Origin of the sequence: Thioalkalivibrio sp. ALgr1, from assembly GCF_000378285.1 — a bacterium.
Classification (GTDB): domain Bacteria; phylum Pseudomonadota; class Gammaproteobacteria; order Ectothiorhodospirales; family Ectothiorhodospiraceae; genus Thioalkalivibrio.
Window position 1 is genome coordinate 102,263 of the sequence record NZ_KB905132.1, and the last position, 20,028, is coordinate 122,290.

20 protein-coding genes are annotated in these 20,028 nt (G+C 68.4%); 16 read left to right on the forward strand and 4 right to left on the reverse strand.

Annotation, left to right across the window (positions count from 1 at the left end; all coding sequences use genetic code 11):
* Nucleotides 1–62 precede the first annotated feature (62 nt).
* The 7 genes from F466_RS0100480 to ubiA all read left to right on the forward strand — a co-directional run bounded on the left by F466_RS0100480 (nucleotide 63) and on the right by ubiA (nucleotide 7,798).
* Nucleotides 63–2,657 carry a DNA topoisomerase I gene (locus F466_RS0100480; protein ID WP_018993201.1) on the forward strand — a complete coding sequence of 865 codons (2,595 nt, stop codon included), beginning with the start codon at nucleotides 63–65 and terminating at the stop codon, nucleotides 2,655–2,657.
* Nucleotides 2,644–3,237 carry an L-threonylcarbamoyladenylate synthase gene (locus tag F466_RS0100485; protein ID WP_012983640.1) on the forward strand — a complete coding sequence of 198 codons (594 nt, stop codon included), beginning with the start codon at nucleotides 2,644–2,646 and terminating at the stop codon, nucleotides 3,235–3,237. The genes F466_RS0100480 and F466_RS0100485 overlap by 14 nt, the downstream gene beginning before the upstream one ends.
* A 16-nt stretch (nucleotides 3,238–3,253) precedes the next feature.
* Nucleotides 3,254–4,183, forward strand: coding sequence for an oxygen-dependent coproporphyrinogen oxidase (hemF, locus tag F466_RS0100490; protein WP_012983641.1), 930 nt, complete (start codon nucleotides 3,254–3,256; stop codon nucleotides 4,181–4,183).
* A 22-nt stretch (nucleotides 4,184–4,205) separates the two neighbouring features.
* On the forward strand, nucleotides 4,206–5,222 hold the full coding sequence (hemB, locus tag F466_RS0100495) for a porphobilinogen synthase (RefSeq protein WP_012983642.1): 1,017 nt from the start codon (nucleotides 4,206–4,208) through the stop codon (nucleotides 5,220–5,222).
* Nucleotides 5,219–6,067 (forward strand): shikimate dehydrogenase, encoded by an 849-nt coding sequence (aroE, locus tag F466_RS0100500; protein ID WP_018993202.1) that lies wholly within the window; start codon nucleotides 5,219–5,221, stop codon nucleotides 6,065–6,067. The genes hemB and aroE overlap by 4 nt, the downstream gene beginning before the upstream one ends.
* Nucleotides 6,068–6,171: 104 nt before the next feature.
* The gene (locus F466_RS0100505; RefSeq protein ID WP_012983644.1) at nucleotides 6,172–6,837 is read left to right on the forward strand and encodes an OmpA family protein; all 666 of its coding nucleotides are present in this window, start codon (nucleotides 6,172–6,174) and stop codon (nucleotides 6,835–6,837) included.
* A 91-nt stretch (nucleotides 6,838–6,928) separates the two neighbouring features.
* Nucleotides 6,929–7,798 (forward strand): 4-hydroxybenzoate octaprenyltransferase, encoded by an 870-nt coding sequence (ubiA, locus tag F466_RS0100510; RefSeq protein ID WP_018993203.1) that lies wholly within the window; start codon nucleotides 6,929–6,931, stop codon nucleotides 7,796–7,798.
* 5 nt (nucleotides 7,799–7,803) lie between these two features.
* Here the strand turns inward: ubiA and F466_RS13810 are convergent, their stop codons facing one another.
* Nucleotides 7,804–8,580 carry a ComF family protein gene (locus F466_RS13810; RefSeq protein ID WP_012983646.1) on the reverse strand — a complete coding sequence of 259 codons (777 nt, stop codon included), beginning with the start codon at nucleotides 8,578–8,580 and terminating at the stop codon, nucleotides 7,804–7,806.
* 12 nt (nucleotides 8,581–8,592) lie between these two features.
* Here F466_RS13810 and F466_RS0100520 point away from each other — a divergent pair, with 12 nt between their 5' ends.
* From F466_RS0100520 to F466_RS0100545, 6 genes are all read left to right on the forward strand, one after another.
* Nucleotides 8,593–9,051, forward strand: coding sequence for a hypothetical protein (locus F466_RS0100520; RefSeq protein ID WP_012983647.1), 459 nt, complete (start codon nucleotides 8,593–8,595; stop codon nucleotides 9,049–9,051).
* Nucleotides 9,048–10,043 (forward strand): biotin synthase BioB, encoded by a 996-nt coding sequence (bioB, locus tag F466_RS0100525; protein WP_018993204.1) that lies wholly within the window; start codon nucleotides 9,048–9,050, stop codon nucleotides 10,041–10,043. Before F466_RS0100520 ends, bioB begins: the two co-directional genes overlap by 4 nt.
* Nucleotides 10,044–10,056: 13 nt before the next feature.
* Entirely contained in the window at nucleotides 10,057–10,809 is a 753-nt protein-coding gene (locus F466_RS0100530; protein ID WP_018174894.1) for a class I SAM-dependent methyltransferase, read from the forward strand.
* A 24-nt stretch (nucleotides 10,810–10,833) separates the two neighbouring features.
* Nucleotides 10,834–12,015 carry an 8-amino-7-oxononanoate synthase gene (gene bioF, locus F466_RS0100535; RefSeq protein WP_018993205.1) on the forward strand — a complete coding sequence of 394 codons (1,182 nt, stop codon included), beginning with the start codon at nucleotides 10,834–10,836 and terminating at the stop codon, nucleotides 12,013–12,015.
* Between the two features lie 121 nt (nucleotides 12,016–12,136).
* The gene (locus F466_RS0100540; RefSeq protein WP_018993206.1) at nucleotides 12,137–12,715 is read left to right on the forward strand and encodes a glycine zipper domain-containing protein; all 579 of its coding nucleotides are present in this window, start codon (nucleotides 12,137–12,139) and stop codon (nucleotides 12,713–12,715) included.
* Between the two features lie 135 nt (nucleotides 12,716–12,850).
* A complete protein-coding gene (locus F466_RS0100545) occupies nucleotides 12,851–14,074 on the forward strand; it encodes a DUF418 domain-containing protein (RefSeq protein ID WP_018993207.1) in 1,224 nt (407 codons plus the stop codon).
* Nucleotides 14,075–14,081: 7 nt separating this feature from the next.
* On the opposite strand, the gene radC is transcribed toward F466_RS0100545, so the two are convergent.
* Together radC and ilvD are read right to left on the reverse strand one after the other, a co-directional pair.
* Nucleotides 14,082–14,753 carry a DNA repair protein RadC gene (gene radC / locus F466_RS0100550; RefSeq protein ID WP_018649101.1) on the reverse strand — a complete coding sequence of 224 codons (672 nt, stop codon included), beginning with the start codon at nucleotides 14,751–14,753 and terminating at the stop codon, nucleotides 14,082–14,084.
* A 186-nt stretch (nucleotides 14,754–14,939) separates the two neighbouring features.
* Nucleotides 14,940–16,793 carry a dihydroxy-acid dehydratase gene (gene ilvD, locus F466_RS0100555; protein WP_018993209.1) on the reverse strand — a complete coding sequence of 618 codons (1,854 nt, stop codon included), beginning with the start codon at nucleotides 16,791–16,793 and terminating at the stop codon, nucleotides 14,940–14,942.
* A gap of 82 nt (nucleotides 16,794–16,875) precedes the next feature.
* Here ilvD and F466_RS0100560 point away from each other — a divergent pair, with 82 nt between their 5' ends.
* From F466_RS0100560 to argA, 3 genes are all read left to right on the forward strand, one after another.
* Complete coding sequence (locus F466_RS0100560) at nucleotides 16,876–17,148, forward strand: heavy-metal-associated domain-containing protein (protein ID WP_012983655.1); 273 nt, start codon at nucleotides 16,876–16,878, stop codon at nucleotides 17,146–17,148.
* Between the two features lie 15 nt (nucleotides 17,149–17,163).
* Nucleotides 17,164–17,634 carry a DUF192 domain-containing protein gene (locus F466_RS0100565; RefSeq protein ID WP_018174901.1) on the forward strand — a complete coding sequence of 157 codons (471 nt, stop codon included), beginning with the start codon at nucleotides 17,164–17,166 and terminating at the stop codon, nucleotides 17,632–17,634.
* A 207-nt stretch (nucleotides 17,635–17,841) separates the two neighbouring features.
* Entirely contained in the window at nucleotides 17,842–19,083 is a 1,242-nt protein-coding gene (gene argA / locus F466_RS0100570; protein WP_018138916.1) for an amino-acid N-acetyltransferase, read from the forward strand.
* Between the two features lie 27 nt (nucleotides 19,084–19,110).
* Here the strand turns inward: argA and F466_RS0100575 are convergent, their stop codons facing one another.
* Nucleotides 19,111–19,989, reverse strand: a complete 879-nt coding sequence (locus F466_RS0100575) for a sterol desaturase family protein (protein ID WP_012983658.1) — start codon at nucleotides 19,987–19,989, stop codon at nucleotides 19,111–19,113.
* Between the last annotated feature and the right edge of the window lie 39 nt (nucleotides 19,990–20,028).

Here is a 20,028-nt window from a genome sequence, read left to right on the forward strand (position 1 = left end):
TGCCATGCGACCGCGATCGCCCCGATACGGAACCCGCTGCCACGGAGACGGTCCCGAGCGACATGAGCAAGCACCTCGTCATTGTAGAGTCGCCCGCCAAGGGCAAGACCATCGAAAAATATCTCGGCCCGGACTACCAGGTCATGGCCTCCTATGGCCATGTCCGCGACCTGGTCCCCAAGGAAGGGGCGGTGGACCCGGAAAACGGGTTCCGCATGAAGTACGACGTGATCGAGCGCAGCGAAAAGCAGATCGAGGCGATCGCCAAGGCGCTGAAGAAATCCGATGACCTGATCCTCGCGACTGACCCCGACCGTGAAGGCGAGGCAATCTCCTGGCATCTCTACGAGGTGCTGCGTGACCGCGGCCTGCTAGACGATCGTGGCGTGCATCGGGTCGTGTTCCACGAGATCACCAAGAAGGCGATCCAGCAGGCGATCGAGGAACCGCGCGACCTGGCCAAGCCGCTGATCGATGCCCAGCAGGCGCGCCGCGCGCTGGACTACCTGGTCGGCTTCAACCTCTCCCCGCTGCTGTGGCGCAAGATCAAGCGCGGCCTGTCCGCCGGGCGCGTGCAAAGCCCGGCACTGCGCATGATCTGCGAGCGCGAGAACGAGATCGAGGCCTTCGTCCCGCGCGAATACTGGACCCTGGATGCGAAGGTCGAGCGCCAGGAGCAGCCGTTCACCGCGCGCCTGACCTACCTGGACGGCAACAAGCTGGACCAGTTCGACCTGAACAGCGCCGAACTCGCACATGACGCCCAGAAGCGCCTGACCGAGGCCGCGAACGGCGAGCTGCGTGTCGCCAAGGTCGAGAAGAAGCAGCGCCGCCGCAACCCGGCCGCGCCGTTCACCACCTCGACCCTGCAGCAGGAGGCCTCGCGCAAGCTGGGCTTCACCGCATCGCGCACCATGCGCACCGCGCAGCAGCTGTACGAGGGGATCGATCTGGGCTCCGGCGCGATCGGCCTGATCACCTACATGCGTACCGACTCGGTGGCCCTGGCCGGCGAGGCGATTGGCGAGATCCGCGGCCTGATCGAGGAGCGCTATGGCGCCAACAACGTCCCCGACAGCCCGCGCCAGTACAAGACCAAGTCGAAGAACGCGCAGGAGGCCCACGAGGCTATCCGCCCGACCTCCGTGCGCCGCCTGCCGAACGAGGTCCGCGCCCGCCTGAGCAGTGACCAGGCCCGGCTGTACGACCTGATCTGGAAGCGCACCGTCGCCTGCCAGATGATCCACGCGACCTTCGACACCGTGGCCGCCGACCTGGTCCCGGGTGACAGCCGACACCAGTTCCGCGCCACCGGCTCCACCCTGGTCGACCCCGGCTTCATCGCCGTCTACCAGGAGGGCCGCGACGACGCGCAGGATGACGACGAGGACAAGCGCCTGCCGGAAATGGCCGAGGGCGACACGGTCCAGCTGGAAGAGGTCACCGCCGACCAGCACTTCACCGAGCCGCCGCCGCGCTACACCGAGGCCAGCCTGGTGAAGACGCTGGAGGAATACGGCATCGGCCGTCCGTCCACCTACGCCAGCATCATCTCCACGCTGCAGTCGCGCGAGTACGTGGAGATGGACGGCAAGCGCTTCATCCCGACCGACACCGGCCGGATCGTGAACAGCTTCCTGACCCAGCACTTCGACCGCTACGTGGACTACGACTTCACCGCGAAGCTGGAAGACGAGCTGGACGCGATCTCGCGCGGCGAGAAGGACTGGGTCCCGGTGCTGGAGGATTTCTGGGGCGACTTCCGCGACCGGGTGAAGGAGAAGGAAGAAAACGTCACTCGCGCCGAGGCCGTGCAGTCGCGCGAACTGGGCCCCGATCCGCAGAGCGGACGCCCGGTCAGCGTGCGCCTGGGCCGTTTCGGCCCGATCGTGCAGATCGGCACCAAGGACGACGAGGAGAAGCCGCGCTTCGCCGGCCTGCTGCCCGGGCAGAAGATGGACAAAATCACCCTCGACGAGGCGCTGGAGCTGTTCAAGCTGCCGCGCGACCTCGGCGAGACGCCCGAGGGCGAGCCGGTGATGGTCAACATCGGCCGCTTCGGACCGTACGTGAAGTACGGCTCCAAGTACGCCTCCCTCGGCCCGGACGACGACGTCTGGACCATCGAGCTGCCGCGCGCGCTGGAGATCGTCGCCGAGAAGAAGAAGAAGGACGCCGAACGCTTCATCAAGAGCTTCGACGAAGAGGGCATCCAGGTCCTCAACGGGCGCTACGGCCCTTACGTGACCGACGGCAACAAGAACGCCAAGATCCCCAAGGAGACCGATCCCAAGTCCCTGACGCTGGAGCAGTGCCAGGAACTGATCGCCGCCGCCCCGGAACGCAAGGGCCGCGGCCGCAAGGGGGCGGCCAAGTCGACCGGCAAGTCCTCCGGGAAAACCGCCTCCAAGTCGTCGACCGCAAAGAAGACGACCACGAAAAAGGCAGCCACCACCAAGAAGGCCGCCAGCAAGACGGGCACGAAAAAGGCCACCGCAAAGAAGACGAGCACGTCGAAGAAGGCCCCGGCGAAGAAGGCCCCGGCGAAGAAGGCCCCGGCGAAGAAGGCTTCGACCGCCAAGTCTGGTAGCGCGAAATCCGGCAGCGGCGACAGCCGCCTGAGTGCCCAGCCCTCCGGCGACCGTGGATCCGAATAGCCAACCGCTGCTAACCCCCGAGATCGAGCCCGTCGCGCAGTGCGTGCGCGACGGCGGCGTGGTCGCCTACCCCACCGAGGCGGTCTTCGGCCTTGGCTGCCGCCCGGATGACCCCCGGACGATCGATCGCATCCTCGAGATCAAGGGCCGCCCGGCCACCAAGGGACTGATTGTGGTCACCGACCGGCTGGATCGCCTCGCGCCCTGGCTGGCGCCGCTACCGGCCGAACGCCGGGCCGAGATCGACGCCAGCTGGCCTGGGCCGACCACCTGGCTGCTACCCGTCACCGATGCCTGCCCGCCGCTGCTGCGCGGCGAACACGACAGCCTCGCGGTACGCGTCACCGCCCACCCGGAGACGCGCGCGCTGTGCGCGGCCGCGGGCAGCCCCCTGGTCTCCACCAGCGCCAACCGCGCGGGCATAGAGCCCTGCCGCACCTGGGACTGCGTGAACACGCAGCTCGGGGCGGGCATCGACGCGATCCTGCAGGCAGAATGTGGCGGGCGCACCGCACCCAGCACGATCCGCGATGCCCGCACCGGGGCCTGGCTCCGGGGCGCGCCGGATACCCACGAATAACCAACCGGGACGCAGCATGAGCCAGGACCACGTCTCCATCGACCGTGTCATCGACTACCTGCAGGGCCTGCAGGACCGCATCTGCCAGGGTCTCGAGGGCCTGGACGGCCAGGCCCGCTTCCAGGAGGACGCCTGGGAACGCCCGGCCGGCGGCGGCGGCCGCACCCGTGTAATGCACGAGGGGCGGGTCTTCGAGCAGGCCGGGGTCAACTTCTCCCATGTGATGGGCGACAACCTCCCGGCCTCGGCCACCGCGCACCGCCCGGAGATGGCCGGACGCTCGTTCCAGGCCACCGGCGTGTCGCTGGTGATCCACCCGCACAACCCGTATGTGCCGACCTCGCACGCGAATGTGCGCTTCTTCATCGCGGAGAAGCCCGGCGAGGAGCCGATCTGGTGGTTCGGCGGCGGCTTCGACCTGACCCCGTACTACGGTTTCGACGAGGACTGCATCCACTGGCACCGCACGGCCGAGGCCGCCTGTCGTCCGTTCGGCGAGCACCTCTACCCGGCGCACAAGCAGTGGTGCGACGAGTACTTTCATCTCAAGCACCGCGACGAGCCGCGCGGCGTCGGCGGGCTGTTCTTCGACGACTTCAGCGAGGGCGGCTTCGAGCACGCCTTCGGCTACATGCAGAGCGTCGGCAATGCCTATCTGGATGCCTATGGCCCGATCGTCGAGCGTCGCCACGCGACCGAATACGGCGAGCGCGAGCGCCAGTTCCAGCTCTACCGGCGCGGGCGCTATGTCGAGTTCAATCTGGTCTACGACCGCGGTACCCTGTTCGGCCTGCAGTCGGGCGGGCGCACCGAGTCGATCCTGATGTCGCTGCCGCCGCTGGTGCGCTGGGAATACAACTACCAGCCGGAGGCCGGCACGCCCGAGGCCGAACTCTACGAGCGCTATCTGAAGCCGCGCGACTGGCTGGCCGAGTCCGCCGGCTGACCCACCAACAAGGACGACCCGCATGACCGCACCGATCGCCCCCTATCCCGCCGGCCGTCCGCGCCGCATGCGCCGCGACGCCTTCTCCCGCCGCCTGATGCGCGAGCATCACCTGCGCGCGGACGACCTGATCCTGCCGGTGTTCGTCACCGAGGGCGAAGGGGTGCGCGAGGCGGTGCCGTCGATGCCCGGCGTGGAGCGCGTCAGCATCGACCTGCTGCTGGAGGAGGCGGCCGCCGCCGTGCGCCTCGGCATCCCGGCGCTGGCCCTGTTCCCGGTGGTCCCGGGCGAGAAGAAGAGCCTGGATGCCGCCGAGGCCTGGAACCCCGAGGGCCTGGCCCAGCGCGCGGTACGCGCGCTGAAGCAGGCCCACCCCGAGCTCGGCGTGATCACCGACGTCGCCCTGGACCCGTTCACCACCCACGGCCAGGACGGCATCATCGACGATGACGGCTACGTGGTGAACGACATCACCGTCGAGGCGCTGGTGAAGCAGGCGCTGTCGCATGCCGCGGCCGGGGCCGACGTGGTCGCCCCCTCCGACATGATGGACGGGCGCATCGGCGCGATCCGCACCGCGCTGGAAGATGGCGGGCACGTGCACACGCGCATCCTCGCCTACTCCGCCAAGTACGCCTCGGCCTTCTACGGGCCGTTCCGCGATGCGGTGGGCTCGGCCAGCAATCTGGGCAAGGGCGGCAAGGAGACCTACCAGATGGACCCGGCCAACGGCGATGAGGCCCTGCACGAGGTCGCGCTCGACCTGGCCGAGGGCGCCGACATGGTGATGGTCAAGCCGGGGATGCCGTACCTGGACGTGGTCCGCCGGATTCGCGACGAGTTCCAGCGCCCGACCTTCGTCTATCACGTCTCCGGCGAGTACGCGATGCTCAAGGCCGCCGCCGAACGCGGCTGGCTGGACGAGCGCGCCTGCGTGCTGGAGGCCCTGACCGGCATGAAGCGCGCCGGGGCCGACGGCATCCTCACCTACTACGCCCGCACCGTGGCCGAATGGCTGACGGAGGACGCGGCCCGATGAGCGAGCCGCGCCCCGATCGTTATGGCGTGGTCGGCAACCCGATCCGCCATTCGCTGTCGCCGCGCATCCATGCCCTATTCGCCGAACAGACCGGGCAGCACCTGACCTACGAGGCCCTGCTCGGCACCCCGGGGCAGTTCGCCGAGGAGGTCTGGGCATGGTTCTCCTCCGGGTTCCGCGGCCTGAACGTGACCGTCCCGTTCAAGGAAGAGGCGTTCGCCCTGGCCCGGGTCCTGACCGACCGCGCCCGGCGCGCCGGCGCCGTGAACACCCTCTGGCGCGACGACGAGCGCCAGCTCCACGGCGACAACACCGACGGCATCGGCTTCTGCCGCGACCTCGACCGCCTGGGTGGCGAGGTGCCCGGCCGGCGCATCCTGATCCTCGGGGCCGGCGGCGCGACCCGCGGGCTGCTGCAGCCCCTGCTGGAGCGCCACCCCGCACAGCTGGTGATCGCCAACCGCACTGCGGCGCGGGCCGAGGCACTGGCCGAGGACTTCGCCGACCTGGCGATCGATACCGAGCTCTCCGCCTGCGGCCTCGACGCCCTGCCCGCCGGCCCGTTCGATCTGGTCATCAACGCCACCGCCGCCGGCCTGTCCGACGCGGGCCTGAACCTGCCCGCGACGCTGGTGCACCCGGACAGCCTGGCCTACGACCTGGTCTACGGCCCCGGTGCGGCCCGGTTCCTCGACTGGGCCCGGGATGCTGGCTGCCGGCAGACGTCGGACGGCCTGGGCATGCTGGTCGAGCAGGCCGCCGAGGCCTTCGCGACCTGGCGCGGCATCCACCCCGACACCACCCCGGTATTGCGCCAACTGTGTCACGAAAACGACACGGCCTGACGCCCGGTTCACCTTCCGTTCAAGCAACGGCGCAATCCTGTTCCCGAGCGCGCCCGTGGGCGCAGACTGAAACCCGGGAGTTCCTTCCCGGCTGGGGGGCAAGCATGATCTCGCGCATTGGTGTTCTGGTACTGGTCGGTTTTCTGACCTTCGCCATCGGCTGTACCACCACGGATCCCTATACCGGCGAGGAGCGGGTATCGCGCACGGCCATCGGCGCCGGTGTCGGCGCGGCTGCCGGGGCCGTGGTCGGCAGCATCACCAGCCGCCGCAACCGCACCCAGCGCGCGATGATCGGGGCCGGGATCGGGGCCCTGGCCGGCGGTGCGATCGGCAACTACATGGACCGCCAGGAGGCCGAGCTGCGCGAGCAGCTGCGGGGAACCGGTGTCAGCGTGACCCGCGACGGCGACAACATCATCCTGAACATGCCCGGGCACATCACCTTCGATATCGACCGCACCGACATCAAACCGGAGTTCGAGGAGGTGCTGAACTCGGTGGCGCTGGTCCTGGCCGAATACGACCAGACCGGTATCGAGGTCGCCGGCCATACCGACATCACCGGACGCGTCGAGTACAACATGGACCTGTCGGAACGGCGCGCTCAGAGCGTCGGGCGCGCCCTGATACGGCGCGGCGTCCAGTCGGTGCGCGTCGACACCGTCGGCTTCGGGCCGCATCAGCCCATCGCGACCAACGAAACCGCCGAGGGCCGCGCGCTGAACCGGCGTGTAGAACTGACCCTGTTCCCGCTGACCGCGGACTGAGCGCCGGCCCCCAGCACGATCGGGCCGGGGATTGCCCGACCCGCCCCCTTCCTCATCCATCCGGCGCGCCGGGCTGGTAAGCTTGGCCGCCATGGACGCACGTGCACGCCTGTGGGAACTGGCCCGACTGGTCCGCCTGGACCGGCCTGTCGGCATCTATCTGCTGCTGTGGCCGACTCTGTGGGCGCTCTGGATCGCAGCCGAGGGCTGGCCGCCGGGTTCGCTGATCTTCATCTTCGTTGCCGGCGTCGTGCTGATGCGCTCGGCCGGCTGTGCGATCAACGACTACGCGGACCGCGACTTCGACGCCCATGTCGCCCGCACGCGCGACCGCCCGCTGGCACTGGGCACCATCACCCCGAACGAGGCCCTGGCAACCTTCGCCGTGCTGGCGCTGACCGCCTTCGTGCTGGTGCTGTTCACCAACCTGCTGACCATTCTCTATTCCCTGGTCGCGGTGGTGCTGGCCGCTACCTATCCCTTCGCCAAGCGCTTTCACCACTTTCCGCAGGTGCACCTGGGCGCGGCCTTCGCCTGGGCCGTGCCCATGGCCTTTACCGCGGTCACCGGGGACCACCCGCCCCCGCTCGCCTGGCTGCTGTACGTGACCGTGCTCGCCTGGACCGTGGTATATGACACCTTCTACGGCATGGTGGACCGCGAGGACGACCTGAAGATCGGGGTGAAGTCCACTGCGATCGCATTCGGCGAGATGGACCGGCTGATCACGGCTGGGCTGCAGATACTCGTCTGGCTGGGGCTGTACCTGATCGGCCAGCATGCCGGGCTCGGCGGCTACTACACGGCGGGGCTGGTGATCGTGGCGATGCTGATGTTCTACCAGCAGTTCCTGATCGCCGAACGCGAGCCGGCCGACTGCCTGCGGGCATTCAAGAACAACCACTATCTCGGCGCCGTGGTGATGCTCGCGATGATCGCGGATCACCATCTGGGAGGCTAACGCGCTTACGCGCGAGCAAGTGCCAAGCCCTCGACCGACGCGGCTCCCGCCGCCCGCAGCGCACGGGCCAGCGCATCCAGGGTCGCCCCGGTCGTGACCACATCGTCCACCAGCAGCACCCGCTCGCCCGCCAACTCCGCGTTCACGGCAAATGCATCGCGCAGGTTCCGGCGCCGCTGTGGACCGCTCAGCGTCTGCTGCGAAGGCGTGGCCCGTACGCGGCGAACGCATGCGGTATCCAGCGGGAGCCCCAGGACCTCGGCGACGCACCGCGCCAGCGGCTCGCACTGATTGAACCCGCGCTCGCGCAGGCGCGAGGGGTGCAATGGAACGGGCACCACGCGGGTAGGCAACGGTGTCGGCACATCCCGGCGTTCGCGGGCTGCCTGTGCGGCCAGGTCCACGAGGATCCGTTCAGCGCGGGCGTGGCCGCTGCGCTTGTAGGCCAGCAGCACCCGATCCAGCGGCCAGGCATAGGCCCATGGCGCCCGCAGGGCGTCTACTGCCGGAGGGCGGCGCTGACAGGCGGGGCAGGCCACTGTCGCCGGCAGGGGTGCCGCGCAACCCGGGCACGGGGCCTCCACCCGCACCAGGTCCTTGCGGCAGGCAGGACAGATGGCCCCGCCCTCCGGCAACGGGGCCAGACACAAGCCACAGTGGTCGGGATACAGCGCCCGGGCCGCCCAGGCGCTCAGCGCACGCAGCGCGCCCGATCGCTCTCCAGTTTGCCCCGGCGTGGCTGAAGGGGGATGAGCCATGATGGTATGCTTCCGCTTTTGCATTCAGGGTAGTCCATGGCGACCAAGACCGTCTCCGCACGCAGTTCGCGGCGCGCCGCCGCGATGTTCGACGTCGGCAATCTGATCAGCGTGTCGATTGCCGGCATCCCGCTGTTTGTGGTTAGCAGCGAGGGGGTCGGAGTCGGCTTCATCATTGCCGCGATCATGGGCATCGTGCCGCTAGTGCTGTGGTTTGGCGCCTCCATGCTGGTGTACGCCCTGAACAAGCACCACCCCGATCCGCGCGTGGGCCATTTCACGCAGTGGGCGGCCTATCGCTACTACGCGCTGATGGGCCTGCTGATCGGGGTCGCCACCTTCTTCCCGCCGGATCTGGCCTACTACCGCGCCTATTGGGCCGTGGCTGCCGCCATCCTGCTGCCGTGGACGGTCTACGCCCTGTTCCGCGTCTACCGCGAACCCTGGGCCGATGTCGCCATCCCGGCGGAAGCCGACAAGGAGCCACACTCATGAGCACGCCCCGACACGACTGGAACACCGACGAGGTCGAGGCCCTGCTCGACCTGCCGCTGAATGACCTGATCTTCCGCGCGCAGACCGTGCACCGCGAACACTTCGATCCGAACGCAGTACAGGTCAGCACGTTGCTGTCGATCAAGACCGGGGCCTGCCCCGAGGACTGCGCCTACTGCCCGCAGAGCGCGCACCACGAAGTGGAGCTGGAACGCGAGCGCCTGCTGCCACTGGATGAGGTGCTGGAGGCGGCGCGCAACGCCCGCGCCCAGGGCGCGACCCGCTTCTGCATGGGTGCCGCCTGGCGCAACCCCACCGACAAGAACCTGGAGCGCGTGATCGAGATGGTCCGTGCGGTCAAGGAAGAAGGCCTGGAGACCTGCATGACTCTGGGCATGCTGAAGGCCGAGCAGGCCCGACGCCTCTCCGAGGCAGGTCTGGACTACTACAACCACAATCTCGACACCTCGCCGGAGTTCTACGGGCACATCATCTCGACGCGCACCTACGAAGACCGCCTGGAAACCCTGGAACACGTACGCGAAGCGGGCATGAACGTATGCTGCGGCGGCATCCTCGGCATGGGCGAATCGCGCCGTGACCGGGCGCGTCTGCTGCAGCAGATGGCCAACCTGCCGAAGCACCCGGAGTCAGTCCCGATCAATCAGCTGATCCAGGTCGAGGGCACCCCACTGCACGGGATCGAACATCTCGATCCGCTGGAGTTTGTGCGCACCATCGCCGCCACCCGCATCCTGATGCCGGCCTCCTACGTGCGCCTGTCCGCCGGGCGCACCGAGATGTCCGACGAGATGCAGGCCCTGTGCTTCCTGGCCGGCGCCAACTCGCTGTTCTACGGCGACACCCTGCTGACCACACCGAACCCCGGCGAGAACCACGACCTCGCGCTGTTCGAACGCCTGGGCCTGCACCCGGAGACCGGGCCGGAAGCCCCCGGGGAATCGGACCGGCCCGCCTCCGCATCGGCCTGATGCCGACCGGCCAGTGGCGGGCGACTTTCCCGATCATTTCTCGGCGGTGGCGGCGGCGTATGCCCGCCACCGCCCGGACTACCCCGCCGATCTCTTTGACTGGCTGGCCGCGCGCACCCCGCACCACGAACAGGCCTGGGACTGCGCCAGCGGCAATGGCCAGGCCGCGCAGGGCCTGCAGCCTCACTTCTCCCAGGTCGTAGCGACCGATGCCGCCCCAGCCCTGCTGGCCGCTCTGCCGGCGACAGCCGGGATCAACCGAGTAGCCTGCGCCGCCGAGGCCTGCGCACTGGCCGATACCTCGGTGGATCTCGCCTGCGTCGCCCAGGCCGCGCACTGGTTTCGCCACGCCGAGTTCCATGACGAGGTTGCACGCGTCCTGCGCCCGGGCGGCCTGCTGGCGATCTGGGGCTACGGCATCCTGCGCGCCGAGGACCCGGCGCTGGACCGCCTGCTGACCGACTTTCACGACACCACCCTGGCGCCCTGGTGGCCGGAAGAACGCAGCCATATCCGCAGCCACTACCGCGACCTGCCGTTCCCCTGGCCGGAGATCGAGACGCCCGAGTTTCGGATCGACCGCGAATGGGGCCGCGACACCCTGCTCGGCTACCTCGGCACCTGGTCAGCCATCCGCCGCGCGCAGACGGCCGGCCAGGATCCGCTGGCCGTGCTGGAGCCGGCCCTGCGCGCGCTGTGGCCGAATACGGACATCACCGCCCGCGTCCACTGGCCGATCTTCCTGCGCGCCGGGCTGCGGCCGTGAGCGATTCACCATGAGCCATTCACCATGAGTGAGTCGCTGCAGGCCTTTCTGCAGGCCCGCCTCGACCGCGTGCGCACGGACGGTCGCTGGCGCCGTCTGCGCACGCTGGACGGGCCGCAGCAGCCGGAGCAGGTCATCGACGGTAAATCGATCGTCGCCTTTTGCTCCAACGACTACCTGGGTCTGGCGGCCGATCCGGCCGTCGCTGCCGCCGCCCGCGAGGCCCTCGACCGCTACGGGTTTGGGGCCGGGGCCGCCCATCTGATCAACGGCCACACCCGCGCCCATGTGGAACTGGAGCAGGCGCTGGCGCGCTTCACCGGGCGCGAGCGCGCGCTGCTGTTCTCGACCGGCTACATGGCCAACCTGGCGCTGGTACAGACGCTGGCCGGCCGCCACGACACGGTGTTCGAGGACCGCTGGAACCATGCCTCGCTGATCGATGCCGTGCGCCTGGCCGGCGCGCGCAGCCAGCGCTATCGTCATGCCGATCCCGGGCACCTGCGCGATCGCCTGGAGCGGGCTCCCGATCGCGGGCATCGGCTGGTCGTCACCGACGGGGTGTTCTCCATGGACGGGGATATCGCACCCCTGCCGGAGCTAGCCGCGCTGGCGCGCGAGTTCGATGCCTGGCTGATGGTGGATGACGCCCACGGCCTGTCGGTGCTGGGCGCGACCGGTGGCGGCAGCTGCCAGCACCACGGCCTCGGCGCGGACGATGTGCCGATCCTGATGGGCACGCTGGGTAAGGGATTCGGCGCCGCCGGGGCCTTCGTTGCCGGCTCCGAAGCCCTGATCGAGACCCTGATCCAGACCGCCCGGCCCTACATCTACACCACCGCGATGCCGGCCGCCCTCGCCGCCGCAACGCTGGCGTCCGTGCGCATCGCCGAGGCCGCAACGGATCGGCGGGCGCACCTGCAGGGCCTGCTCCAGCGCCTGGGGGCGGGCCTGGACCGGCTCGGCCTGCAGCACCCGCCTCCGTTGACCCCCATCCAGCCGGTCCAGATCGGTGACGCCCACCGCGCTAGCGACGTGGCCGAGAGGCTGCTGGCCGCCGGGTTTCTGGTCCCGGCGATCCGTCCGCCCACAGTCCCCGAGGGCCAGGCACGGCTGCGCATCACCCTGTCCGCCGCCCACACCGAGGCTCAGGTGGATGCCTTGCTACGGGCGCTGGAGCAGGCCCTCGAGCATGCGACTCCGTGAACCCGTACACACCCCGGCATTGACGCCCTTCACGTTTCCGAAAACCGCCATTCCCTGTTAAAGAACCGTTCAGCAACCCCGCGCGAGGCTGAAGCCGAGCACGGTCGAAAGGAGACGGACCATGGCACGGAAACGCAACCATTCCCGACGCGGTGTACCCACTCATCTGAAGGCGCTGGCGGCCGCGATGCTGTTCGGCTTCGCCGCCGACACCCTGGCCTCCCCACCGCCCTGGGCACCGGCCCACGGCTGGCGCGCGCAGAACGACCCGGGGTATGCCGGGTACCACGGCTACAGTTACGATCGCTGGGAACACGACTACGGCGTGATGGACGGCCGCTGCAACCGCGACGCAATCGGCGCGGCGATTGGCGGCGGTGCCGGCGCCGTCATCGGCCACCAGGTCGGCGACGGCGATCCGGTGGCCATTCTGATCGGGGCGGCCGGTGGCGCGGTGCTAGGCGGCATGATCGGACGCCAGATGGACCGCAATGACCAGGCCTGCATGGGACATGCCCTGGAACTGGCCGAGCCCGGACAACCCGTCTACTGGGACAATGCCAATGGGCAGCCGGTGCACATGACGCCGGGGCGCGTTCGCGACAGCGGCTGCCGCGACTTCGAGATGATGATCGACGGCGAACGCCACACCGGTACGGCTTGCCCGGACGCACCCGGACACTGGGAGATCCGCGGATAAACGACCATTGGCCCGGGGGCCTTGAACGCCCCCGGGCACCATCGCCTATCCTGCAGGGTCAACCTGCCCTGACCCGGCCGACGACGCCTTCCGTCCGGCTACCGAAGGGCCGCACAGCACGGAATGGCTCACTCCATGGCCCGGACCCTGCCCGCCAATACGTCCCCGTCCGCACCGGAACGCGTGATCGTTCTGGATGTGCTGCGCGGAGTCGCGATCCTCGGCATCCTGGTGATGAACATCCAGTCGTTCGGGCGTATCTCCAGCGAATACCTGAACCCGATGGCACTGGGTCCCCTCCCGCTGGCGGACTGGATTGCCTGGATCGTGGTCCACGTGCTAGCGGACGAGAAGTTCATCAGCATGCTGACCCTGCTGTTCGGGGCCGGGGTCGTGCTGATGGCCTCGGGCTCGCGCCATCCGGCCGACACCTTCGAGCAGCGCTTTCGCCGCCGCATGGGCTGGCTGTTCCTGATCGGACTGGCACACGGGCTGATCCTGTGGCCCGGCGACATCCTCGCGGCCTATGCGGTGTGCGGGCTGGTGGCCATGCACTTTCGCGACCACCCGCCGATGACCCTGCTGGGCCTCGGGGTCGCCCTGATCGGCGGGCTGACCGCGCTCTGGCTCGTGCTGAGCGCGATCCTGATCTTCCTTGTCCCCGAGCACTGGCTGCAGATGCTCAACGAGCGCTACTGGCAGCCCGGCGCCGATGTCGTCAGCGACGAGCTCAACCGGATGTCCCTGCACTGGCTGGCGGCGACCGGCGAACGGGCGACCGGTGCACTGACTGCGCAGCTGTGGATGTTCTTCTCCGAGCGCCTGTGGCAGATGCTCGCGATGATGTTCATCGGCATGGCCCTGCTGCGGCTCGGTTTCCTTCACGGGACCTGGTCACTGGCCGGCTATCGGCGCGTCGTGCTGATCGGACTGGGCGCCGGCATCCCGCTGGTACTGGCGGGGCTGTGGTTCAACACGGCCGTGGAGTGGGATCTGCGCTACTCGATGTTCCTGGGCCGCATCGCCAACCTGTGGGGCAGTGTCGCGATTGCCCTGGCCTGGGTCGCCCTGGTGATCCTGCTGGCCCACCCCGACGGGCGGCGGCGGATCCTGCCAGGCGTCATCCGCGCCCTCGAGGCGGTCGGCCGCCTCGCGCTGACCAACTACATCGGCCAGTCGATCCTCGCCGCGATGATCTTCTACGGGATCGGGCTCGGCCTGTTCTCGCAGTTCGGGCACCTCGAACTGCTCGGCATCGTGCTGGCGATCTGGGTGTTCCAGGTCACCTTCTCCCTGCTCTGGCAACGCTACATCGGCCCCGGGCCAATCGAGACCCTCTGGCGGCGCCTGGCAAGCTAGCCAGGGTCTACAGCAGCCCCCGTTCAGCCATGGATACGGGGGTGTCGGCGATCACCACGTGATCGAGTATCCGCACATCCACCAGCCCGAGGGCCTCGGTCAAACGCCGGGTGATCGCGATATCCGAGCCCGAGGGCTCGGCCACCCCGGACGGGTGGTTGTGGGCAAGGATCACCGCGGCCGCATTGTGGTGCAGCACACGCCGCACGACCTCGCGCGGGTGCACGGCGGCGCCGTCAATCGTGCCGCGGAACAGCTCCTCGAAGGCGATCACCCGATGGCGGTTATCCAGGAACAGGACCGCGAAGACCTCGAAGGGATAGTCGCGCAGACGCGCCGCAAGGAACTGGCGGGTGGCAGTCGGCGAGGTCAACGCATCGCCACGCTCCAGGTCGGCGGCGAGGTGCCGCCGACCCATCTCGAGCACCGCCTGGAGCTGGGCGTATTTGGCATCCCCCAGCCCCGGCGCCGCGCAAAATCCCGCCTGATCGGACTGCAATAGAGGCCGCAGCCCGCCGAAGCGGCTGAGCAGATCGCGCGCGACATCGACCGCGCTCTTGCCGGCCACGCCGGTGCGCAGAAAGATCGCCAGCAGCTCTGCGTCCGAAAGCGCGGCCGCGCCCCGCTCAATCAGCTTCTCCCGCGGACGCTCGGCCGCGGGCCAGTCGGTAATCGCCATCCCCACCTCCCTGTGGTTCAGTCGTTTGGTTTTTTCGTTCCAGGCCGTCTCGGTCATCCCGACCGTAGCGAAGAACCGTAGGATGCGTTGAGCGGCAGCGAAACGCATCGATTCGGACACCAATGGCAAGCATGATGCGTTTCGCTGCCGCTCAACGCATCCTACGACCCTGCTGGTAGCCCTCGGTCAGTCCTCGAAGCGGGAGATATCACGCACCGCGCCGAAGGCGGCGGAGGTCGTCATCAGGGCGTAGGCGCGCAGTGCCTGGGTGACCGGGCGGGTCCGCGACTCGGGCTTCCAGGCCTTCGCGCCACGGGCCTCCATCGCCTCGCGCCGGGCTGCCAGGGTGGCGTCGTCGACGTCGATGCGGATCTCGCGCCCGGGGATGTCGATCACGATGGTGTCGCCCTCCTCGATCAGGCCGATCGCGCCGCCCTGCGCGGCCTCCGGGGAGACGTGGCCGATGGACAGCCCGGAAGTACCGCCGGAGAAGCGCCCGTCGGTGATCAGCGCGCATTCCTTGCCCAGCCCCTTGGACTTCAGATACGAGGTCGGGTAGAGCATCTCCTGCATGCCGGGGCCGCCCTTCGGACCCTCGTAGCGGATGATCACGACGTCACCCGCCTGGATGCGGTCACCGAGGATCGCCTCGACGGCCGCGTCCTGGCTCTCGAACACCCGCGCAGGGCCGGAGAACTTCAGGATGCTCTCGTCGACCCCCGCGGTCTTCACGATGCAGCCGTCCGGGGCCATGTTGCCGTAGAGCACGGCCAGGCCGCCGTCCTGGGAGTAGGCATGTTCGATATCGCGGATACAGCCGTTCTCGCGGTCGATGTCGAGGCTGTCCCAGGTCTTGTCCTGGCTGAACGCGACCTGAGTGGGCACGCCGCCCGGCGCGGCCTTGTACAGGGTCTCGGAGGCAGCGGCGTGGCGCATCACATCCCACTGCTCCAGCGCCTGGCCCATGGTGTCGGCGTGGACCGTCGGGATATCGCGGTGGATCAGCCCACCACGGTCCAGCTCGGCCAGGATGCCGACCACGCCACCGGCGCGGTGCACGTCCTCCATGTGATAGAGCTGGGTGGCCGGCGCCACCTTGCACAGGTTCGGGACCTTGCGCGACAGGCGGTCGATATCCGCCATGGTGAAGTCGACCTCGCCCTCGCGCGCGGCCGCCAGCAGGTGCAACACGGTGTTGGTGGAGCCGCCCATCGCGATGTCCAGGCTCATCGCGTTCTCGAAGGCCTCGAAGGTGGCGATCGAACGTGGCAGCACGGATTCGTCGTCCTGCTCGTAGTAGCGCTTGGCGAGCTCGACCACACGCTTTCCAGCCTGTTCGAACAGCGACTTGCGCCCGGCATGGGTGGCCAGCAGCGAGCCGTTGCCCGGCAGCGACAGGCCCAGGGCCTCGGTCAGGCAGTTCATCGAGTTGGCGGTGAACATGCCGGAGCAGGATCCACAGGTCGGGCAGGCGGAGCGCTCGATGGCCTCCACCTCCTCGTCGCTGGCGCTGGAGTCCGCGGCCTTGACCATCGCATCCACCAGATCCAGGTGGATCACGTTGTCGGTACCCGGCTGCTTCACCTTGCCAGCCTCCATCGGGCCGCCGGAGACGAAGACCACCGGGATGTTCAGACGCATCGCGGCCATCAGCATGCCCGGGGTGATCTTGTCGCAGTTCGAGATGCACACCAGCGCATCGGCGCAGTGGGCATTGACCATGTACTCCACCGAATCGGCGATAATCTCGCGCGAGGGCAGCGAATAGAGCATTCCGCCGTGGCCCATCGCGATACCGTCATCCACCGCGATGGTGTTGAACTCCTTGGCCACACCACCGGCCTTCTCCACCTCGCCGGCGACCAGCTGGCCCAGATCCTTCAGGTGCACGTGCCCGGGCACGAACTGGGTGAAGGAGTTGGCGATGGCGATGATCGGCTTGCCGAAGTCGCCATCCTTCATGCCGGTGGCGCGCCACAGGGCGCGGGCGCCGGCCATGTTGCGGCCGTGGGTGGTGGTGCGGGAACGATAGGCGGGCATGGTCGGATCTCGTGAACGTTTATGCAGATGCGGAATCGTACATAATGAGTCGTACAAACCCCAGTTTCCGGAGGAAACGTTGATGAAAATCGAGGTCGAGAACATCAAGTGTGGCGGCTGCGCCAGCTCCATCCGCAAGGGCCTGATGCAGGTCGAAGGCGTCACTGAAGCCGAGGTCGATGTGGAAGGCGGCGCCGTGGAAGTCCATGCCCCGGATAGCGCCCGCGAAGCGGTCGCGGCGAAGCTGGCCAGCATGGGCTACCCCGAGGTGGGCTCGGTCTCCGGTCTGCGTTCCGCCAGCGCCAAGGCCAAGTCCTTCGCCAGCTGCGCCGTGGGGCGCATGAGCGGCGACTAGCCGGCAACGGACGGCATGCGTGCAGTCTCGCGTATCGCGCCCGCCCTCGTGGCGGGCGCGGCTTTGCTGGGGGTCCTGCTGCTGTGGGGCGCGACCCAGGCCGAGTCCGGCCTGCCCGTCACCGAGCTCACGGTCGGCGAGCGGACGCTTAGCGTGGAGATCGCCGCCGACGAGCCCGCCCGCCGGCAGGGCCTGATGCACCGCGAGGAACTGGCCGACGACCAGGGGATGCTGTTCGTCTGGGATCGACCGGCTCGCTACGCGATGTGGATGCGCAACACCTACATCCCGCTGGACGTCGCGTTTATCGACACCGACTACCGCATCACCAACATCGAAACCATGGAGCCACAGACCACCACCCTGCACGAAGCCAAACGCGACGTGCTCTATGCGCTGGAGGTCAACGCGGGCTGGTTCGCGGAAAACGATGTCAGCGCCGGCGACCGGATCGACGATCTCCCGCGCGCACTGGGCAAGAAATAGCCCAGATCTCACACTGATGCGCCCACCGCGTGCTTTCCCTACACTGTCCGACAAGCCCATCCGCGCGCGGACACGCCCGTGAACCCTCCCGCCACCGCCAGTGCCACGCCCGGCGCACCCAGTGAAACCCGGGCCGCCCCGCACCCCTCGGAACTCGACTGGTTCCGCGGGGCGGTGCCGTATATCGCCGCGCACCGGGGTCGAACCATGGTCATCGCCCTGGCCGGCGAGGCTGCGCTGGCACCGGAATTCCCGGAGCTGATGCGCGATATCGCCAAACTGCACGCGCTCGGTGTGCGTGTGGTGCTGGTCTATGGCGTGCGCCCCCAGATCGAGGCCCGACTGGCCGAGAGCGGCCTGACGCCGCAGTACGCGGAGGGCCTGCGAGTCACCGACGCGCCGGCGCTGGAGGCGGTACTGGATGCAGTCGGCCGGCTGCGCCTGCAGATCGAGGGCCTGCTGTCGCGCAGCCTGGGGCAGCCGGGCACCGGCAATGCACGGCTGCGCGTGGCCAGCGGCAATTTCGTCACCGCGCGCCCGCTTGGCGTGCGTGGCGGCGTGGACTTTCACTACACCGGCGAGGTGCGCGGGGTCGATACCGAGGCCCTGCGCAACCTGCTGGACCAGGATCAGGTGGCGCTGGTTTCGCCGCTGGGGTACTCGCCCACCGGCGAGGTGTTCAACCTCTCCGGCGAGGACGTGGCAACCCAGGTCGCGATCGCCCTGAACGCGGACAAGCTGATCTTCCTGACCGAGGCGGGGGTCCTGCGCGATCCACAACACGGGGTCCTGGGCCAGCTGACCGTGCCCGCCGCGGAACGGCTCCTGGCGGAATCGGACGATCTGCCGGAGGAGCTGGCCAATCACCTCAAGAGCGCGATCGATGCCTGCCGCCAGCGCGAGATGCGCGTCCACCTGGTGGACCGCCATGACGATGGCGGGCTGCTGATCGAGCTGTTCACCCGCCAGGGGATCGGCACGCTGGTCTCGCGCGAACCGCTGGAGCGGCTGCGTCAGGCAACGATCGACGATGTCGGCGGTATCCATGCCCTGCTGCAGCCGCTGGAGGCCGAGGGCATCCTGGTCCATCGTGCACGCGAGCACCTGGAGCTGGAAATCGAGCGCTTCCAGGTGCTGGATGTCGACGGTCTGATCATCGGCACCGCCGCGCTGTATCCGTTTGGCGAACAAGCGGCGGAGATCGCCTGCCTGGCTCTGCACGCCGACTATCGCGGCAGCGGACGGGGCGACCGCCTGCTGGCGGCCATGGAGTCACTGGCGCGGGAACAGGGCGCACGGCAGCTGTTCGTGCTGACGACCCGCACCGCGCAGTGGTTCCAGGAGCGCGGCTACACGACCGGAAAGGTCGACGATCTGCCGCCCGAGCGGCGCGCGCACTACAACCAGGCGCGAAACTCCCGGGTCTACACGAAACGGCTCCAGCCCTGACCCCGGCCGCCCGCCGCAACCGCGCCATCAGCGCCGGCGGCGGGTGACCTCCTCCCGCGAATCCCCCTCGGTCTCTGGGCGGCGATTGATCGGATAGCTGTCGGCGGGCCCGACGAATGGCTGGATCAGCATGCGATCGAGCCGCTCCCAGGCGGGGTCACGGAACTGGTTCAGCCCAATCGTCATCCCGTCATGCCCGTCCTGCGGCTGCGCGCGGTAGGTCCCCATGATCCGGTCCCAGAGCGAGAGGTTGAATCCGAAGTTCGAGTTGGTCTCGTGCGGATACCAGGAATGGTGGACGCGGTGGAAGTCCGGCGTGACGATGAACCAGCGCAGCACCCGGTCCACCGCGGCCGGCATGCGCACGTTGGAGTGGTTGAACAGGGCCAGCGAGCTGAGGATCACCTCGAAGATCAGCACCGCCAGTGCCGGGGCGCCGATTGCGACCACCACCATGGCCTTGATACCGAACGACAGCACAATTTCCAGCGGGTGGAAGCGCAGGCCGGTGGTCACGTCGAAGTCGAGATCCGCATGGTGCATGCGGTGCAGCCGCCACAGCGACGGGACGGCATGAAACATCACGTGCTGGGCCCAGATCGCGAAATCGAGGACCACGACCGCGATCAGCACGACCAGCCAGAAGGGCAGGTCCAGCATCTGCAGCAGCCCCCAGCCCTGGGTCTCGACGAACAGCCCCAGGCCCACCAGCCCCGCCGGGAACAGGAACCGGGTCAGCAGCGTGCCGGTAATCACCACGCCCCAGTTATTCGACCAGCGATAGGCCTTGCCCACCGACAGGGGACGTCGCGGCCCCAGGATCTCCCAGGTCGCCATGATCGCCAGAACGGACAGCAGGATGCCGACCCGAATGATCGGCTCCTGCGCCAGAAACCAGTCCGCCATGTGTGTGCCCTGCGTTCGCTTCAGGCGCGGTCGCGCCCC

Bases quoted from the DNA above. Each gene is read 5' to 3' on its own strand.
- F466_RS0100480 (WP_018993201.1), top strand. From the start codon at position 63: ATGAGCAAGCACCTCGTCATTGTAGAGTCGCCCGCCAAGGGCAAGACC.
- hemF (WP_012983641.1), top strand. From the start codon at position 3,254: ATGAGCCAGGACCACGTCTCCATCGACCGTGTCATCGACTACCTGCAG.
- hemB (WP_012983642.1), top strand. From the start codon at position 4,206: ATGACCGCACCGATCGCCCCCTATCCCGCCGGCCGTCCGCGCCGCATG.
- aroE (WP_018993202.1), top strand. From the start codon at position 5,219: ATGAGCGAGCCGCGCCCCGATCGTTATGGCGTGGTCGGCAACCCGATC.
- F466_RS0100505 (WP_012983644.1), top strand. From the start codon at position 6,172: ATGATCTCGCGCATTGGTGTTCTGGTACTGGTCGGTTTTCTGACCTTC.
- ubiA (WP_018993203.1), top strand. From the start codon at position 6,929: ATGGACGCACGTGCACGCCTGTGGGAACTGGCCCGACTGGTCCGCCTG.
- F466_RS13810 (WP_012983646.1), bottom strand. From the start codon at position 8,580: ATGCAAAAGCGGAAGCATACCATCATGGCTCATCCCCCTTCAGCCACG.
- F466_RS0100520 (WP_012983647.1), top strand. From the start codon at position 8,593: ATGGCGACCAAGACCGTCTCCGCACGCAGTTCGCGGCGCGCCGCCGCG.
- bioB (WP_018993204.1), top strand. From the start codon at position 9,048: ATGAGCACGCCCCGACACGACTGGAACACCGACGAGGTCGAGGCCCTG.
- bioF (WP_018993205.1), top strand. From the start codon at position 10,834: ATGAGTGAGTCGCTGCAGGCCTTTCTGCAGGCCCGCCTCGACCGCGTG.
- F466_RS0100540 (WP_018993206.1), top strand. From the start codon at position 12,137: ATGGCACGGAAACGCAACCATTCCCGACGCGGTGTACCCACTCATCTG.
- F466_RS0100545 (WP_018993207.1), top strand. From the start codon at position 12,851: ATGGCCCGGACCCTGCCCGCCAATACGTCCCCGTCCGCACCGGAACGC.
- radC (WP_018649101.1), bottom strand. From the start codon at position 14,753: ATGGCGATTACCGACTGGCCCGCGGCCGAGCGTCCGCGGGAGAAGCTG.
- ilvD (WP_018993209.1), bottom strand. From the start codon at position 16,793: ATGCCCGCCTATCGTTCCCGCACCACCACCCACGGCCGCAACATGGCC.
- F466_RS0100560 (WP_012983655.1), top strand. From the start codon at position 16,876: ATGAAAATCGAGGTCGAGAACATCAAGTGTGGCGGCTGCGCCAGCTCC.
- F466_RS0100565 (WP_018174901.1), top strand. From the start codon at position 17,164: ATGCGTGCAGTCTCGCGTATCGCGCCCGCCCTCGTGGCGGGCGCGGCT.
- argA (WP_018138916.1), top strand. From the start codon at position 17,842: ATGGTCATCGCCCTGGCCGGCGAGGCTGCGCTGGCACCGGAATTCCCG.
- F466_RS0100575 (WP_012983658.1), bottom strand. From the start codon at position 19,989: ATGGCGGACTGGTTTCTGGCGCAGGAGCCGATCATTCGGGTCGGCATC.